The organism is Nocardia implantans, from assembly GCF_035544775.1.
Lineage (GTDB): Bacteria > Actinomycetota > Actinomycetes > Mycobacteriales > Mycobacteriaceae > Nocardia > Nocardia implantans.
Genome location: NZ_JAYKYQ010000003.1, coordinates 272,804 through 287,262 on the forward strand (window position 1 = coordinate 272,804; position 14,459 = coordinate 287,262).

Consider the following 14,459-nt stretch of genomic DNA (forward strand, 5'->3'; position numbering starts at 1 on the left):
AGGGTTCATCATGCGCGAACTCGCTGCGCGTCTATCGCGCTGGCATGCCGCGAATACCGTCTACGTGCTCGCCACCGTGGTGCGCGTGACCGGCAGCGCGCCCCGGCCCGCCGGGGCCACCATGGCGGTGGACGAAGCGGGGAACGTGCGCGGCAGTCTGTCGGGTGGCTGCGTGGAGGGCGAGGTCTACGAGTTGTGCCGGGAGGTGCTCGAATCCGGCGTGCCCGTTCGCAGGACGTTCGGCTACAGCGACGCCGACGCCTTCGCCGTCGGCCTGACCTGCGGCGGAGAACTGGAAATCGTCGTGCACCGGATCACGCCCGCCGAGTACCCGGCCGTGGAAGCGGCACTGGATCCGGCCGGGCCGATGACGTTCGTGCGCGACTTGGCGACCGGCGCGGTGGCCGCGCTCGGACCCGCGAGCGCCGTCGGCGCGCACTTCGACGACGCGGTGGTGCGGCAGGCGCGCGCGATGCTGTGCGCCGGTGCGACCGGCGTGCGCGTCGTGGGTTGCGCGGACCGCGAGCGCACGGTGTTCATCGAGTCCTTCGCCTCCGCGCCGCGCATGCTCGTCTTCGGCGCAACGGATTTCACCACCGCGCTGTGCGGCGTCGGCCGGTTGCTGGGTTACCGCGTCACCGTGTGCGAGGCGCGCCCGGCCTTCGCCGACCATGCCCGGATGCCGGACGCCGACGAGGTGGTCCGGGACTGGCCGGACCGCTATCTACGGCGCACGCGCGTCGACGCCCGCACAGTGATCTGCGTCCTCACCCACGACCCCAAATTCGACATCCCGGTGCTCACGGAAGCGCTGCGCCTGCCAGTGGCCTACGTGGGCGCGATGGGATCACGCCGGGCCGACCGGGACCGCAGGCGTCGGTTGCGCGCGGCCGGGCTCACCGAACACGAACTGCGGCGGCTGCATTCGCCGATCGGCCTGGAATTGGGCGGCCGGACCCCGGAGGAGACGGCCGTGGCCATCGGGGCCGAGATCGTCGCCGTCCGGCACGGAGGCTCCGCGCGCTCGCTGTCCGACACCGAACGGCCCATTCACCCGGTCGAGACGGGGGACGCCGCGGGAGAAGTCATCGGGATCCGATCGCGCTGAGCGGATGTCCACCTAAAAATGTTGGACTGCAACACTTTCCGGTAAGGTCCCGCACGTGCGTACACAACGAACGCCAGGCAGTCCCGCAGCAGGCGGGAAGGGACACGACGCGGCATCGCACGCGAGGGTCGCGCGTTGAGCAACACAGGGCCGGGTTCGCATGGCGAATCCCTGATCGCCTACGGGTCTCCGGTCTCCGCCGAATCGCATGTTCGGCTGGATGACCCCGCGTTCGCGGCCGATCCGCACCGCGTCTACGAAGACCTGCGACGTCACGGACCGCTGGTGCCGATCGAGCTTTCCGCCGGTGTGCCGGCGACGCTCGTGATCGGCTACCAGGTGGCCGTGCGCATCCTCAACGACGAGACCCACTTCCCCGCCGATTCCCGCCGCTGGGAGAAGAACGCCGCACCGGGCTGTCCGCTGCTGCCGATGCTGGGCTATCGCCAGAATGCGCTGCGAACCGCGGGTGCGGAACACGAGCGCTACCGGCGCACCATCATCGCCGCGTTGGAAACCGTCGACCTGCACAAGGTGCACGACGCGGTCACGCGGGCCGCCGAATCCCTGATCAACAGCTTCTGCGACCGCGGTAGCGCCGACCTGCGGATGGACTACGCGTATCCGCTGACCTTCCGGGTTCTGAGTGAACTGTTGGGCTTTCCCGAAGACGCCGCGGCCGAGGCTTACCAGGGGATGGCCGCGATGCTGGAGGGAGTGGGCGCCGAGGAGGGGCAGCAGCGTTTCGTGCAGGCTCTGGTCGGAGTTGTCCAGCAGAAGCAGGCCGAGCCGGGCGACGACCTGACCTCGCAGCTGCTGAGGCATCCGGACGGGCTCGATCTCATGGAGATGGTGAATCAGGCCGCGCTGCTGTTCTCCATGGGCACGGAGCCGACCTGCAATCTGATCCTCAACGCGTTGCTGCTGTTGATGACCGACGAGGAATACGGCGGTGAGGTCCTCAGCGGCGCCATGGCCACCCGGGACGCCATCGATGCCGTGCTGTTCGAGGACCCGCCGCTGGCGAACTGGTGCGTGAGTTACCCCATACAGCCGCAACTCGTCGGCGATATGTGGCTGCCTGCCGATCAGCCGGTGGTCATCAGCCTGGCCGCGTGCAACAACGATCCCGTCGTGGGCGGTGACCGCAGGGGCAACCGGTCGCACCTGGCGTGGGGGGCCGGTCCGCACGCCTGTCCGGCTCAGTCCCTCGCCCTGACGATCGCCTCGCAGGGCATCGACCTGCTGCTCGATGCCCTGCCGGACATCCGTCCGCAAGGCCCCGCGCAGCGACTGGAGTGGCGGCCCGGGCAGTTCCACCGCGCATTGGCCACGCTACCGGTTCGATTTCCGGCGTGCCCGCCGGTGCGTTTCGCCTGAGAGGCGAGGCCAAGGCTGCTTATTGCTCGGCACGCAGTCGAACCGAACCGCTGTCCGGGCGTCCCATGGCGACTCATTCGAAAGGCAGGTCCCCACGATGACAATGACGTCGGAACATTCCGCATCCTCGACCGGGCAGGAAGCTCGCGAGATCGACGCGGTCGTCGTCGGAGCCGGATTCGCCGGCCTCCACATGCTGTACAAGTTGCGCGAGCTCGGCTTCTCGGTGCAGGTGTACGAAGCGGGTGGCGGACTCGGCGGCACGTGGTACTGGAACCGCTATCCGGGTGCACGCGTCGACGTGAAGAGCATGTACTACAACTACTCCTTCGACCCGGAGCTCGAACAGGAGTGGGAGTGGACGGAGAAGTATCCGCCGCAGCCGGAGTTGCTCCGCTACATCAACCACGTCGCGGATCGTTTCGATCTGCGTAAGGACGTTCGGTTGCGGACCCGGGTCACCGCCGCGGTCTACGACGAGTCCGCCGCGCGGTGGCGGATATCGACCGATCAGGGCGAGGTCGTCTCGGCGCGGTTCGCGATCATGGCGACCGGCTGTCTGTCGGTGGCGAAGATGGTGGAAGTTCCTGGCATCGAGGCGTTCCGGGGTCGCAGCTTCCACACCGGCAACTGGCCCGAGGGAGACGTGGACTTCACCGGCCGACGGGTCGCGGTGATCGGCACCGGCGCCTCCGGGGTGCAGGTCATTCCGCTGGTCGCCGAAGTGGCCGAGACGCTCACCGTGTTCCAGCGGACCGCGAACTACGTTCTTCCCGCGCACAATCACACGATCGATCCCGAATTCCAGCGCGCGATCAAGTCTCGCTACCGCGATGTGCGCAAGGCCAACCGGGAATCGTCGTTCGGCATCGCGCAACCCGAAGCCACCAAGGGGGCGCTCGAGGTGAGCGAGGAGGAGCGAAACGCGTTCTACCGCAGGGTATGGGAGGACAAGGACAGCGAACTGGTCAGCATGCTGGTCGGCTTCACGGACATCCTCGCCGACGAAGCCGCCAACGAGACCGCCGCCCAGTTCGTCCGCGATCGAATCGCCGAGATCGTCACGGACCCGGCTGTCGCCCGGATACTGCAGCCTTCCGGCTACCCCTTCGGGGTCAAGCGCCCGTGCCTGGGGACCAACTACTACGAGACCTTCAACCGTCCCAATGTCCGGCTCGTGGACCTACGCGCGACCCCGCTTACCGAGGTCACCGAGTCCGGACTGGCGACGACAGAGGAGAATTTCGAGTTCGACGACATCATCTACGCCACCGGATACGACGCGATGACCGGTGCGCTGGACGCGATCGACATCCGCGGCCGGGGTGGTGTGTCGCTGCGGGAGAAGTGGGCCGGCAGGCCCGTGACCTACCTCGGTCTCGCCGTGGCGGGCTTCCCGAACCTCTTCACGATCACGGGCCCGGGCAGCCCGGCGGTCCTGTCGAACATGCTGGTGTCCATCGAGCAGCACGTCGACTGGGTGGCGGACGCGATGGACAGGATGCGGTCCGAGGGCGTCACGACCATGGAGGCCGAGGCCGACGCGGAGCAGGAATGGACGCGGCACGTCGACGAAGTCGGCGATATGACGCTCTATCCGAAGGCGGACTCCTGGTACGTGGGATCGAATGTCCCGGGCAAACCGAGAGTGATGTACGCGTATATCGGCGGCGTCGGAGCATATCGCGAAAAGTGCGACCAGGTAGCCGCCGACGACTACGACGGTTTCACTCTGACGCGGTAACCAGGACCGCTGCCGGTGCTGGACGGCGCACGGCGCGCGTCCGGCACGAGGGCGTGCGGCACCGGCCCACTGCGGCGGGGTGCCGACCCCACGATAAGGGTGTGTTTGCGCCGTACAGTGGCCCGAATACGAACTGGTGCGATCGGTGCAGGCGTGGCCATGTCTCCGGGGCCGATTCGTTCCGCGCAGGCCACCCTGTCAACAGCGGGCCGCGTCCGGATAGGCGCTGGTGAGGTCGCCGAGATCAATGCGGCGGTGCACCAGATTCACGAGCTGGTCCTACTGGCAGGACGCGACCGGCTGTGCCGTATCGCGGCCGATGAGGTGGGCTATGTCGTCCAGCTGCTGGACAAGGGCGCGTCCACCGATGACGTCGGCCGGACATTGACCAGCGCTGCAGCCGAAATGATGGTCGCGGCGGGTTGGGTGCACTACGACGCGGGACGCCTGGATGACGCGCGTCGCTACTACGCCGACGCCGCCCAAGCCGCCACCGCGGTCAGTGATGGAATCGCGGTCGCGCATGCGTTGGGTAACGCCAGCTCGCTGCTTACCGAGCGCAACGGCGGCAGCCCTGCGGGAACGAGGCAAGCGGTGCAGTACGCCGGGACCGCCTCGCGGGCGGCGAGAGTCACGGTGGTTCCTGGGGATCTGGGCGGAGCGCAGCGCGTAACGGTCGGCACCTCGTAGCCGGGATGACGCTGACGACATTCGGACGCGCGCTCGTCGCGGACCACCCGGCTCCTACGGTATTGGCATTCTCATTTTCTGCAAGTACCGTATTCAATGATGAACAACCAAGTGCAGACCTCGTCCGGCATCCCGCTGGAGCCGAGCTACGGCCCGGAAGACCGGCGGGGTGACCCGCCCGCGCCGGGCGTCTATCCCTTCACGCGCGGCAATTTCGCCACGGGCTACCGCGGGCGGTTGTGGACCTTCCGGCAGTACTCCGGCTTCGGCACCGCCGAAGAGTCCAATCGCCGCTACCGCTATCTGCTCCAGCAGGGCGGCACCGGGCTTTCGGTCGCGCTCGATCTGCCCACCCAGTGCGGGTACGACTCCGACGACCCCGAGGTGAGCGAAGAGGTCGGCCGGGTCGGTGTCGCGGTGGATACCCTCGCCGATGCGGAGGTGCTCTTCGACGGCATCCCGCTGGAGCGGATCAGCACCAGCTTCACCATCAACGGCACCGCCGCCATCCTGCTGGCCTTCTATGTGGCCGCCGCGGAGAAGCAGGGCGTGCCGCGCGCGAAGCTCACCGGCACGATCCAGAACGACATCCTCAAGGAGTACGCCTCGCGCGGCACCTGGATCTGGCCGCCGGAGCCGTCGCTGCGCTTGATCGCCGACACCATCGAGTTCTGCGCGGCGGAGGTGCCGCGGTTCAACGCGATCTCGGTGGCCGGCGCGCACTTCCGCGACGCGGGCGCGAACGCGGTGCAGGAGATGGCCTTCACGCTGGCCGACGGCGTCACCTACTGCGACACGGTGATCGAGCGGGGCCGGATGACCATCGATCAGTTCGCACCGCAGATCTCGTTCTTCTTCTACACGCACGGCGACTTCTTCGAGGAGATCGCGAAATACCGCGCGGGACGCCGCCGCTGGGCCACCATCGTGCGCGAGCGGTACGGCGCGACCACCGACAAGGCCTCGATGTTCCGTTTCGGCTGCGTGGCGGGCGGCGCCTCGCTCTACGCGCCGCAGGCGCGCAACAACCAGGTGCGCGTCGCCTACGAAGCGCTGGCGTCGGTGCTCGGCGGTGTCCAATCGATGTTCACCGCCGCGTGGGACGAGCCGTTCGCGCTGCCCAGCGAGGAATCCGCGACGCTGGCGCTGCGCACCCAGCAGGTGCTCGCCTACGAGACCGGGGTGACCCGGGTGGCCGACCCGCTCGGCGGCTCCTACTTCGTCGAGGCGCTCACCGACGCGACCGAGGCGAAGATCGTCGAGATCATGGCTGATCTGGAGCGGCACGGCGGCATGGTGCGCTGCATCGAGGACGGTTACCTCCAAGGCCTCATCGCCGACGAGGCCTACCTGCTGCATCAGGCGGTGGAGTCGGGCGAGCGCCCGGTGGTCGGGGTGAACAAGTTCGTCTCCGAGGAGCCCGCGCCGGACATCGGCACCTACGAACTCGACGCCGACGGGCGCGAGCGGCAATTGAAGCGGCTGGCCCGCGTGCGGTCCGAGCGCGACGCCGGAGCCGTTCGCGACGCCCTTGCCGCCCTCTCGCGCGCCGCGGAAGGAGACGAGAACCTCATGCACCGCCTCATCGGTTGCGCCAACGCCTATTGCACGGTCGGCGAGATGACCGCCACGCTGAAGTCGGTGTGGGGCGAGTTCCAGCAGGCGGTGGTGTTCTGATGCCCGCTCGCGTGCTGGTCGCCAAACCGGGGTTGGACGGGCACGATCGCGGCGCCAAGATCGTCGCCCGCACCCTGCGCGACGCGGGATTCGAGGTCGTCTACACCGGGATCCGCCAGCGGGTCGAGGACATCGTCGCCATCGCGCTGCAAGAGGACGTGGCCGTGGTCGGCCTGAGCATCCTCTCCGGCGCGCACGTCGCGCTCACCACCCGCGTGGTGGACGCGCTGCGCGCCGCCGACGCGGGCGACATCGCGGTCGTGGTCGGCGGCACCATCCCGCAGGCGGATGTGCCGCGGCTGCTGGAAGCCGGTGCGGCCGCGGTGTTCCCGACGAGCACTCCGCTGGAGACGCTCGTCACCGAGATCCGCGCGTTGACCGGGAACCCGGCCCCATGACCGGCCGGGTGCCGAATTCACACAGCTTGGAGGAATCGTGCGCATCGGAGTGATGATCGGGCCGGAGAAGGGGGATTCCGGGCGCAAGCTCGAACGGATGCTGCGCGACATCGAATGGGCGGAGTCGGCGGGGCTGCACACGGCGTGGATCCCGCAGATTCCCACCGATTTCGACGCGCTGATCACGATCGCCGCGATGGGACTGCGCACCTCGCGCATCGAGCTGGGCACCGCCGTGGTGCCGTTGCAAGCCCAGCATCCGATCGCCCTGGCGCGGCAGGCGCTTTCGGCGCATGCGGCGGCCGGCGGCAGACTGGCGCTCGGCGTCGGCCCCTCGCATCACTGGATCGTGCGGGACATGCTCGGTCTGCCCTACGACAGACCGGCCGCCTATACCCGGGACTACCTCGAGGTGCTGCACGCCGGATTGCGCGGGCCGGGCTCGGTGGACGTGGAGAACGCGACGTTCACCGTGCACAACCCGCTCGATCTCGGGCCGGTGGCTCCGGTGCCGGTGCTGGTCGCCGCGCTGGGGCCGGTGATGCTGCGCATCGCGGGCGAGCACGCCGACGGCACCGTGCTGTGGATGGCCGACGAGCGGGCGATCGCCACGCACGTCGTCCCGAAGATCAGCAAAGCGGCGGCGGATGCGGGCCGCCCGGCCCCGCGGGTGGTCGCCGGGCTGCCGGTATGCCTGTGCGAACCCGGCCGGGTGCACGAGGCGCGCGAGCGAGCCAACCGCATCCTGGGGGAGGCCGAGGTTTCCCCCAACTATCAGCGACTGCTGGATCAGGGCGACGCCCGTGACATCGGCGATCTGTGCCTTGCGGGCGACGAAGCGCGGATCGCTGCCGGGTTGCGCCGCTACGCGGCGGCGGGAGCCACCGACATCTCGGTGCGCCTCTTGCCGATCGGCGAGACCCGCGACGAACTGGTGGCTTCCAAGCGACGCACCCGGGAGATGATCGCCGAACTCGCCGAGGAACTGCGGTGAGTTCGGCCGGGCCGCTGGCCGGGATTCGGATTCTGGAGGTCGGCACCATGCTGGCGGGACCGTACGCCACGATGATGCTCGCCGATCTCGGCGCGGAGGTCACCAAACTGGAACCGGCGGGCGGCGATATCTCCCGCCAGGTGAGCGAGAGCTACTTCGCGAGCCTGAATCGCGGCAAACGAAGTATCCGCATCGAATTGGGCAGCGAGCAGGGGCGTGCGCGGCTCGGCGAACTCGTCGCGCGGTCGCACGCGCTGCTGGTGAATCTCAAACCTTCGGCGATCCGGCGGCTCGGTCTCACCTACGACGCGCTGCGCCGGTGGAACGAGCACATCGTGTGTGTCGCGATCACCGGCTACGGCCTGACCGGCGGGGACGATCCGGCATTCGACTACGTGATCCAGGCGTCGGCCGGGGTCGCCGCCCTCACCGGTGATCCGGCGGGGCCGCCCACACTGCCGGGGTATTCGTCGGCGGACAACTCGACCGGTCTCACGGCCGCGCTGGGACTGCTGGCCCAGATCGTCTCCGGGCGCGGCGGTCAGGTCGACGTGTCGCTGTTCGAAGTCGTGCTTTCCCAACTGAACTACCACGCCGCCGCCTACCTGAACGACGGCAAGCGGCCACAGCGCCGCCCCCACGGCGCGCATTCGTATTACGTTCCGGCGCAGATCTTCCCGACCGCCGGCGGCCATCTGGCGCTGTTCATCACCCACGACGGATTCTGGAAGGCCTTCGCCGCGGAAGCGGGCGTCGACGGGTTCGAGACGATGGCCGACCGGGTTTCCCGTCGTGCCGAGGTGCTGGCGGTGGTCACCGCGGCGCTCGCGGCCGACACCGCGACCGGCTGGGAAGCACGCCTGCGTCCACTCGGCATTCCCGCGGCCGCTGTCCGCGACTTGCCGGAAGCGCTGGACACCAGCCCGGACACCGTGGTGACGGCCGGGGAGTTCCGCTTGGTCGGCAGCCCCATCCGGATCGCCGGTTACGAGCCCCGGTACGCCCCGCCGCCGCGATTGGGCGAGCACGGGGGCTGAGGCGCGACCCGCCGCTCTCGCCCCTCGACCGCGAAGTCGCGCTCGGGGTCGGCGTGCCGCATGCTCTCACTCGTAGTCGACGGTGATCGACTCGGTGTCCGGAACGGCCTGGCAGGTCAGCACATAGCCGTCCGCGAGTTCGTCGTCGGTCAGCGCGTTGTTCTGGCGCAGTGTGGCGCTTCCCGAGGTCACCTTGGCGATGCAGGTGGCGCAATTGCCCGCCTCGCAGGAGAACGGCGGAGCGAGGCCGCCGCGGCGGGCGCTCTCCAACAGGGTTTCGCCCTTCTTGCCCGGCACCGACCTCTTCTTGCCGTTGAGGATGATCGTCACGGTGGCCGTCGCCGCGGTGGTCGCGGAAGGGGTCGACACCGTAGGGGTCACGCTGTCGGCCGGAGCCGGTGCGTCGGGAATGGGCGCGGGCGCGCCGAACCGCTCGCTGAACACCAGTCCCGGTCCGGGCAGCGCCAGTTCGACCATCTCCATGAACGCTTCCGGTCCGCAGACGTAGTGATCGGCGTGGCCGTCGGCTCCGACGAACGCCCGCACCGCGGCGGCGTCGAGGAAGCCGCCCGAGCTGTCGAGGTGCCTGACCACCTCGAGGCGGCCCGGGTGGCGCCGCGCCAGTTCGGTCAAGGTCGCCTCGAAGATCACCGAATCGGCGTCGCGGTCGGCGCACAGCAACCGGACCCGCCGGCGCGTGGTGGCCAGCGCGCTCTTGGTGAGCGACAGGACCGGTGTGATCCCGCTGCCCCCGCTGAAGCCGAGCAGCGGCACGTCGGTCTCGCGCAGGCAGAACCGTCCCGCCGCCTTGGTCAGCTCCACCACGTCGCCCTCGGAGAGGTTGTCATGCATCCAGTTCGACACGGCGCCGCCGGGCACCCGCTTGACCGTCGTCATCAACTCGCCGTCGGTCTCCGGCGCGCTGGACATGGAGTAGGACCGGAACAGCTCCGTTCCGTGCACGGCGATCTTGAACGTGCAGAACTGCCCGGCGCGGTAGGCGATCGGCTCGTCCTGCGGCGCGAGCACGAACGTGCGCGCGCCGGCGCTCTCCTTCACGATCCTGGTCACGGTCGCGCGCTGGAACAAAGAAACTCTCGCCATGAACCGCCTCCTCCTGGTATGAAGATTCTAGCAGTATGAGAATTATATTCTCGCTCACGAGACGGGATCTCTCAAATGTCCTCGACCACCACTTCGAGCGCACTCGTCTTCGAAGGGCGGGCCTACACCCGGAGCGAACTCGACGGTCTGGCGGCGGGTCTCGCCGCCGAACTGGCCGATGACGGCGTGCGTCCCGGCGACCGGGTGGCGGTGATGTCGTCGAATCGGCCGGAGTTCGTCGTCGCCGTGCTGGCGCTCTGGCGGCTGGGCGCGGCGGCGGTGCTGATCAGCCCGGCCTGGAAGCACGACGAGGTCGCGCACGCGCTGGCGGTCACCGGCCCGAGCCGCGGCGTCGGCGACCACCCGGTACTGGCCGAGTTGCTGCCGATGCGGCACCTGGACGCACCGATCGCCGCCGCGAATCACACTGCCGCGCAGCCGGATCGGGCCTCGGACGCCGTGCTGGTCTTCAGTTCCGGTACCACCGGCATGCCGAAGGCGGTGCGGCACACCCACGCGTCGCTGTCGGTCGCGGTGCGCCAGTGGACGGAGGTACTCGGCCTCACGGCATCCGACCGCATCCAGATCGCCACGCCGCCTTCGCACATCTTGGGCCTGCTCAACATCGTGACCGCGTTGCGGGCGGGCGCGTGGATGCGGCTGCACCGGCGCTTCGATCTGCAGACCATGCTGCGGTGCGTGCAGGACGACCGGATCACCGTCGAGATGGCGGTCGCGCCCATCGCTCTGGCCATGGCGAGGCACCCGGATCTCGAGTCCTACGACCTGAGTTCGCTGCGCTACATCATGTGGGGCGCGACGCCGGTGACGGTGGGCGTGGCCGAAACCGTCACCCGGCGTACCGGAGTGCGCTGGCTGCCCGCCTACGGCGCCAGCGAGCTGCCGGTGATCGCGTGCAACCCGCTCGAAGACCCGCGGCTGGACACGGTCGGTAGAGCCGCGCCGGGGGTCAGGGTGCGCGTCGTCGCACTGGACACCGGAGAAACGCTGCCGCCCGGCGAGATCGGTGAGATCCAATGCTCCGCGGAATCGGTGATGGCCGGGTATCTGCCCGCCGCGGAGACCGCACACGCCTTCGCCGACGGCTGGTACCGCACCGGCGACGTGGGCTACGTCGACGAGCAGGGCTGGATCCGGCTGACCGACCGCGCCAAGGAAATGATCAAGGTACGCGGCTTCCAGGTGGCGCCGGCGGAGATCGAAGCCGTCCTGCACGGTCATCCGGAGGTGACCGACTGCGCCGTGTTCGGCGTGCCCGACGCCGCGGACGGCGAGGCGGTCGTCGCGGCGGTGTCCGGCGCGGCGACGCTCACCGCGGACGAACTGATCGCGCTGGTCGGCGCGCGCCTTGCCGCCTACAAGCGACCGCGCCGGGTCGTGTTCGTGCCCGAGATCCCGCGCCTGCCCTCGGGCAAGGTGCTGCGCCGAGTGCTGAGGGAGCGCCATGGACGTCCGGCTGACCACTGAACAACGCCAATTGCGCGACGCCGCCGCGAAATTGGCCGACGATCTCGGCCCGGGGTCCGTCGCCGGACTCGACGACGAGAGCCGCCTGGCGCGGTTGGAGCGAGCGGTGGCGGCCACCGGCTGGCGTGCCCTGCGCACCGACGGCGCGTCGGGCGTCGAGGTCGCGATCGTGGCCGAGGAGTTCGCCCGCGGATTGGTCGACGTCGCCTTCCTCGGCCCGGTGCTGGCCGACGACCTGCGCGGGCGATCCGGCGCCGACGGACGCGGCTGGACGGTCGCGGTCGGCGGCAGGGCCGTCGACGCCCGCGGCAGCGAAGGGGCGCTGCTGGTCGCGGGCGAGCGGGTCCTGGCCGCATCGCTGGGCGCGACGCTGCCCGGCGCGGACCTGACACGGCGCACCGCGGCGTTGACGGACGAACGGCGCCACGTCGGGGAGCTGACGGCCGTGGACACCACCCGATGGCACGCGCTCGCCCTCACCACGAGCACCGCCGACCTGCTCGGCGCCGCCCGCGGCGCGCAGGATCTCGCGGTCGGATACGCGAAAGTCCGCCAGCAGTACGGCCACCCGATCGGGTCCTACCAGGCGGTGGCGCATCTGCTGGCGGAGAATCGAGCGCTCATCGAAGGGGCGGTCAGTGTGCTGCGGCACGCGGCCTGGGCGGTGGACGAGCTGGAACCCGCGGCGGCCGTGCGGGCCGCACGCGTCGCCAAGGTCTACACCGCGCGGGCCGCCCGCACGGTGTGCGAAGCCTCGATCCAGGTGCACGGCGGCATCGGCAACACCTGGGAATGCCTGGCCCACGTCTACTTGCGGCGCGCGCTGGTCTCGACCGAGCTGTTCCCTGTTCGACTGGAGGAGATCGACCTTGGATTTTCGTGATTCACCCCAGGAGGCCGAATTCCGCGCTCGGTTGCGCACATGGCTCGCCGAGACGGCCGGGAAGTTCCCGACTTCGGGCGACGACTACTGGGCGCGTCAGGGGGAATGGCATCGCGCGCTGTACGCGGCGGGATTCTTCGGGTTGTCCTGGCCGAAGGAATTCGGCGGCCACGAGCTGCCGCCGGTCTACGACGTGATCCTGGACGAAGAACTCGCGCTCGCGGGCGCGCCGCCGCGACCCAGCCTCGGGTATCTCGTGCAGGGACTCGGCAGGCACGGCGGCAAGCAACTGCAGCGGCGTTTCCTGCCCGGCATGATCGACGGCACCCAGCGCTGGTGCCAGGGCTTCAGCGAGCCGGAGGCGGGCTCGGACCTCGCCGCGCTGCGCACCACCGCGACGCGCGACGGCGACCACTACGTCGTCCACGGTCACAAGATCTGGACCAGCTACTCCGACGTCGCGGACTGGTGCCTGCTGCTGGCCAGGACCGATCCGCAAGCGCCGCGGCACAAGGGCATCTCGGCGTTCGTGATCGCGATGGACCAGCCCGGTGTGCGGCAACGCCCTTTGGTGATGATCAGCGGCGTGACCAGGGAGTTCGGGCAGGTGCTCTTCGACGGCGCCACGGTTGCCGCCGATCAGATGGTGGGCGAGCCGGGCGACGGCTGGAAGCTGGCGATGACCGTCGTCGGGCACGAACGCGAACCGTCGACTCTCGGCTACGCGGCCCGTTACGGGAAAACGGTGCGCCAGTTGGCCGCTCGCCTGGACGGCCCGCCGCCGGCGGAACTGGCCTGGGCGGCGGTGCAGACGGAGATGCTGCGCCTGCACGTGCGGCGGCGGCTGTCCGAACAGCTCGACGGCGTGATGCACGGCCCGGACGGCTCGCTGGACAAACTGCTCATGACCTGGGTGGACCAAGCCGTCGGGCACGCGGCGCTGGCCGTCGGCGGCACGGACGATCCCGAACTGCTGGCCGGCTACTTCTACAGCCGCGCCCAGAGCGTCATGGGCGGCACCTCGCAGATCCAGAAGAACATCATCGCCTCGCGCATCCTCGGATTAGGAGTCTGACCATGTACGACCTGCCCGAAGAGATCCACGTCGAAGCCGACGGACCGCTCCGGATCATCACGCTCAACCGGCCCGACGCGCTCAACGCCGTCAACGACGACCTGCACACCGGGCTGGCGCGCCTGTGGCCGCGCCTGTCCGACGACCGAGACGCGCGCGTCGCGGTGCTCACCGGCGCGGGCAAGGCGTTCTCCGCGGGCGGCGATTTCGCCTATCTCGCGGAGCTGGGCAGCGACGCCGAGCTGCGGGCGAAGACGATCGCGCACGGCCGGGACATCGTGCTCGGCATGGCCCGCTGCCGGGTGCCGGTGGTGGCGGCGGTGAACGGACCCGCGGTCGGCCTGGGGTGCAGTCTCGTCGCGCTGAGCGACATCGCCTACATCGCCGAGACCGCCTATCTCGAGGACCCGCACGTCCAGGTCGGCCTGGTCGCGGCGGACGGCGGCCCGCTGACCTGGCCGCTGCACACCAGCTTGCTGCTGGCCAAGGAGTACGCCCTCACCGGCGCGAAGATCCCCGCCGAGCGCGCCCGCGAGATGGGCTTGGTCAACCATGTGGTGGCCGACCCCCGCAGCGAGGCGCTGGCCTGCGCGAAACGCGTTCTCGAACTGCCGCGCCAAGCGGTCGAGAGCACCAAGCGGCTGCTGAACCTGCACTTGGAACGCGCGGTGCTGGCCACTCTGGATTACGCCACGACCGCGGAGGATCTCTCGTTCCAGACCGCGGACTTCCGTGCGGTGATCAGCCGCCTCACCGCGGGCAGGAGCTGACCCGGATGGGAGCTGACGCCGCCGCGCCGGTTGTGGGCGGCGATCCGCCCGCGACCGGACTCGGGGGTTCACCCCCGCGCAGTAGCCGCGGGATAGCCTCATCGGACGCGG

At 69.5% G+C, this 14,459-nt stretch carries 13 protein-coding genes; 12 read left to right on the forward strand and 1 reads right to left on the reverse strand.

Annotation, left to right across the window (positions count from 1 at the left end; genetic code table 11):
* Positions 1–10 precede the first annotated feature (10 nt).
* From U3653_RS09125 to U3653_RS09160, 8 genes are all read left to right on the forward strand, one after another.
* The gene (locus U3653_RS09125; protein ID WP_195079175.1) at positions 11–1,108 is read left to right on the forward strand and encodes an XdhC family protein; all 1,098 of its coding nucleotides are present in this window, start codon (positions 11–13) and stop codon (positions 1,106–1,108) included.
* Between the two features lie 135 nt (positions 1,109–1,243).
* Entirely contained in the window at positions 1,244–2,488 is a 1,245-nt protein-coding gene (locus U3653_RS09130; protein WP_323124076.1) for a cytochrome P450 family protein, read from the forward strand.
* Positions 2,489–2,585: 97 nt separating this feature from the next.
* Entirely contained in the window at positions 2,586–4,232 is a 1,647-nt protein-coding gene (locus tag U3653_RS09135; RefSeq protein WP_323124075.1) for a flavin-containing monooxygenase, read from the forward strand.
* A gap of 99 nt (positions 4,233–4,331) precedes the next feature.
* A complete protein-coding gene (locus tag U3653_RS09140) occupies positions 4,332–4,922 on the forward strand; it encodes a hypothetical protein (protein ID WP_494338307.1) in 591 nt (196 codons plus the stop codon).
* 99 nt (positions 4,923–5,021) lie between these two features.
* Positions 5,022–6,599: a methylmalonyl-CoA mutase family protein gene (locus tag U3653_RS09145; protein WP_195079177.1), complete on the forward strand. Its 1,578-nt coding sequence runs from the start codon at positions 5,022–5,024 to the stop codon at positions 6,597–6,599.
* The gene (locus U3653_RS09150) at positions 6,599–6,997 is read left to right on the forward strand and encodes a cobalamin B12-binding domain-containing protein (RefSeq protein WP_195079178.1); all 399 of its coding nucleotides are present in this window, start codon (positions 6,599–6,601) and stop codon (positions 6,995–6,997) included. Before U3653_RS09145 ends, U3653_RS09150 begins: the two co-directional genes overlap by 1 nt.
* A 37-nt stretch (positions 6,998–7,034) precedes the next feature.
* Positions 7,035–7,991, forward strand: a complete 957-nt coding sequence (locus U3653_RS09155) for a TIGR03564 family F420-dependent LLM class oxidoreductase (RefSeq protein ID WP_195079179.1) — start codon at positions 7,035–7,037, stop codon at positions 7,989–7,991.
* Positions 7,988–9,028 carry a CaiB/BaiF CoA transferase family protein gene (locus U3653_RS09160; protein ID WP_195079180.1) on the forward strand — a complete coding sequence of 347 codons (1,041 nt, stop codon included), beginning with the start codon at positions 7,988–7,990 and terminating at the stop codon, positions 9,026–9,028. The genes U3653_RS09155 and U3653_RS09160 overlap by 4 nt, the downstream gene beginning before the upstream one ends.
* Positions 9,029–9,094: 66 nt before the next feature.
* Here U3653_RS09160 and U3653_RS09165 read toward each other — a convergent pair whose 3' ends face one another.
* Positions 9,095–10,132 (reverse strand): 2Fe-2S iron-sulfur cluster-binding protein, encoded by a 1,038-nt coding sequence (locus U3653_RS09165; RefSeq protein ID WP_195079181.1) that lies wholly within the window; start codon positions 10,130–10,132, stop codon positions 9,095–9,097.
* A 75-nt stretch (positions 10,133–10,207) separates the two neighbouring features.
* Between U3653_RS09165 and U3653_RS09170 the strand changes: the two genes are divergently transcribed.
* The 4 genes from U3653_RS09170 to U3653_RS09185 are packed head-to-tail and all read left to right on the forward strand — an operon-like array spanning position 10,208 to position 14,348.
* Complete coding sequence (locus U3653_RS09170) at positions 10,208–11,620, forward strand: class I adenylate-forming enzyme family protein (RefSeq protein ID WP_195079182.1); 1,413 nt, start codon at positions 10,208–10,210, stop codon at positions 11,618–11,620.
* Positions 11,598–12,503 carry an acyl-CoA dehydrogenase family protein gene (locus tag U3653_RS09175; RefSeq protein WP_195079183.1) on the forward strand — a complete coding sequence of 302 codons (906 nt, stop codon included), beginning with the start codon at positions 11,598–11,600 and terminating at the stop codon, positions 12,501–12,503. Before U3653_RS09170 ends, U3653_RS09175 begins: the two co-directional genes overlap by 23 nt.
* Positions 12,490–13,578 carry an acyl-CoA dehydrogenase family protein gene (locus U3653_RS09180; RefSeq protein WP_195079184.1) on the forward strand — a complete coding sequence of 363 codons (1,089 nt, stop codon included), beginning with the start codon at positions 12,490–12,492 and terminating at the stop codon, positions 13,576–13,578. The genes U3653_RS09175 and U3653_RS09180 overlap by 14 nt, the downstream gene beginning before the upstream one ends.
* Positions 13,579–13,580: 2 nt before the next feature.
* Positions 13,581–14,348: an enoyl-CoA hydratase/isomerase family protein gene (locus U3653_RS09185; protein ID WP_195079185.1), complete on the forward strand. Its 768-nt coding sequence runs from the start codon at positions 13,581–13,583 to the stop codon at positions 14,346–14,348.
* Positions 14,349–14,459: the final 111 nt, after the last annotated feature.

Coding starts and splice junctions, on each gene's coding strand:
- U3653_RS09125 (WP_195079175.1), top strand. CDS start 11: ATGCGCGAACTCGCTGCGCGTCTATCGCGCTGGCATGCCGCGAATACC.
- U3653_RS09135 (WP_323124075.1), top strand. CDS start 2,586: ATGACAATGACGTCGGAACATTCCGCATCCTCGACCGGGCAGGAAGCT.
- U3653_RS09145 (WP_195079177.1), top strand. CDS start 5,022: ATGAACAACCAAGTGCAGACCTCGTCCGGCATCCCGCTGGAGCCGAGC.
- U3653_RS09150 (WP_195079178.1), top strand. CDS start 6,599: ATGCCCGCTCGCGTGCTGGTCGCCAAACCGGGGTTGGACGGGCACGAT.
- U3653_RS09165 (WP_195079181.1), bottom strand. CDS start 10,132: ATGGCGAGAGTTTCTTTGTTCCAGCGCGCGACCGTGACCAGGATCGTG.
- U3653_RS09170 (WP_195079182.1), top strand. CDS start 10,208: ATGTCCTCGACCACCACTTCGAGCGCACTCGTCTTCGAAGGGCGGGCC.
- U3653_RS09175 (WP_195079183.1), top strand. CDS start 11,598: ATGGACGTCCGGCTGACCACTGAACAACGCCAATTGCGCGACGCCGCC.
- U3653_RS09185 (WP_195079185.1), top strand. CDS start 13,581: ATGTACGACCTGCCCGAAGAGATCCACGTCGAAGCCGACGGACCGCTC.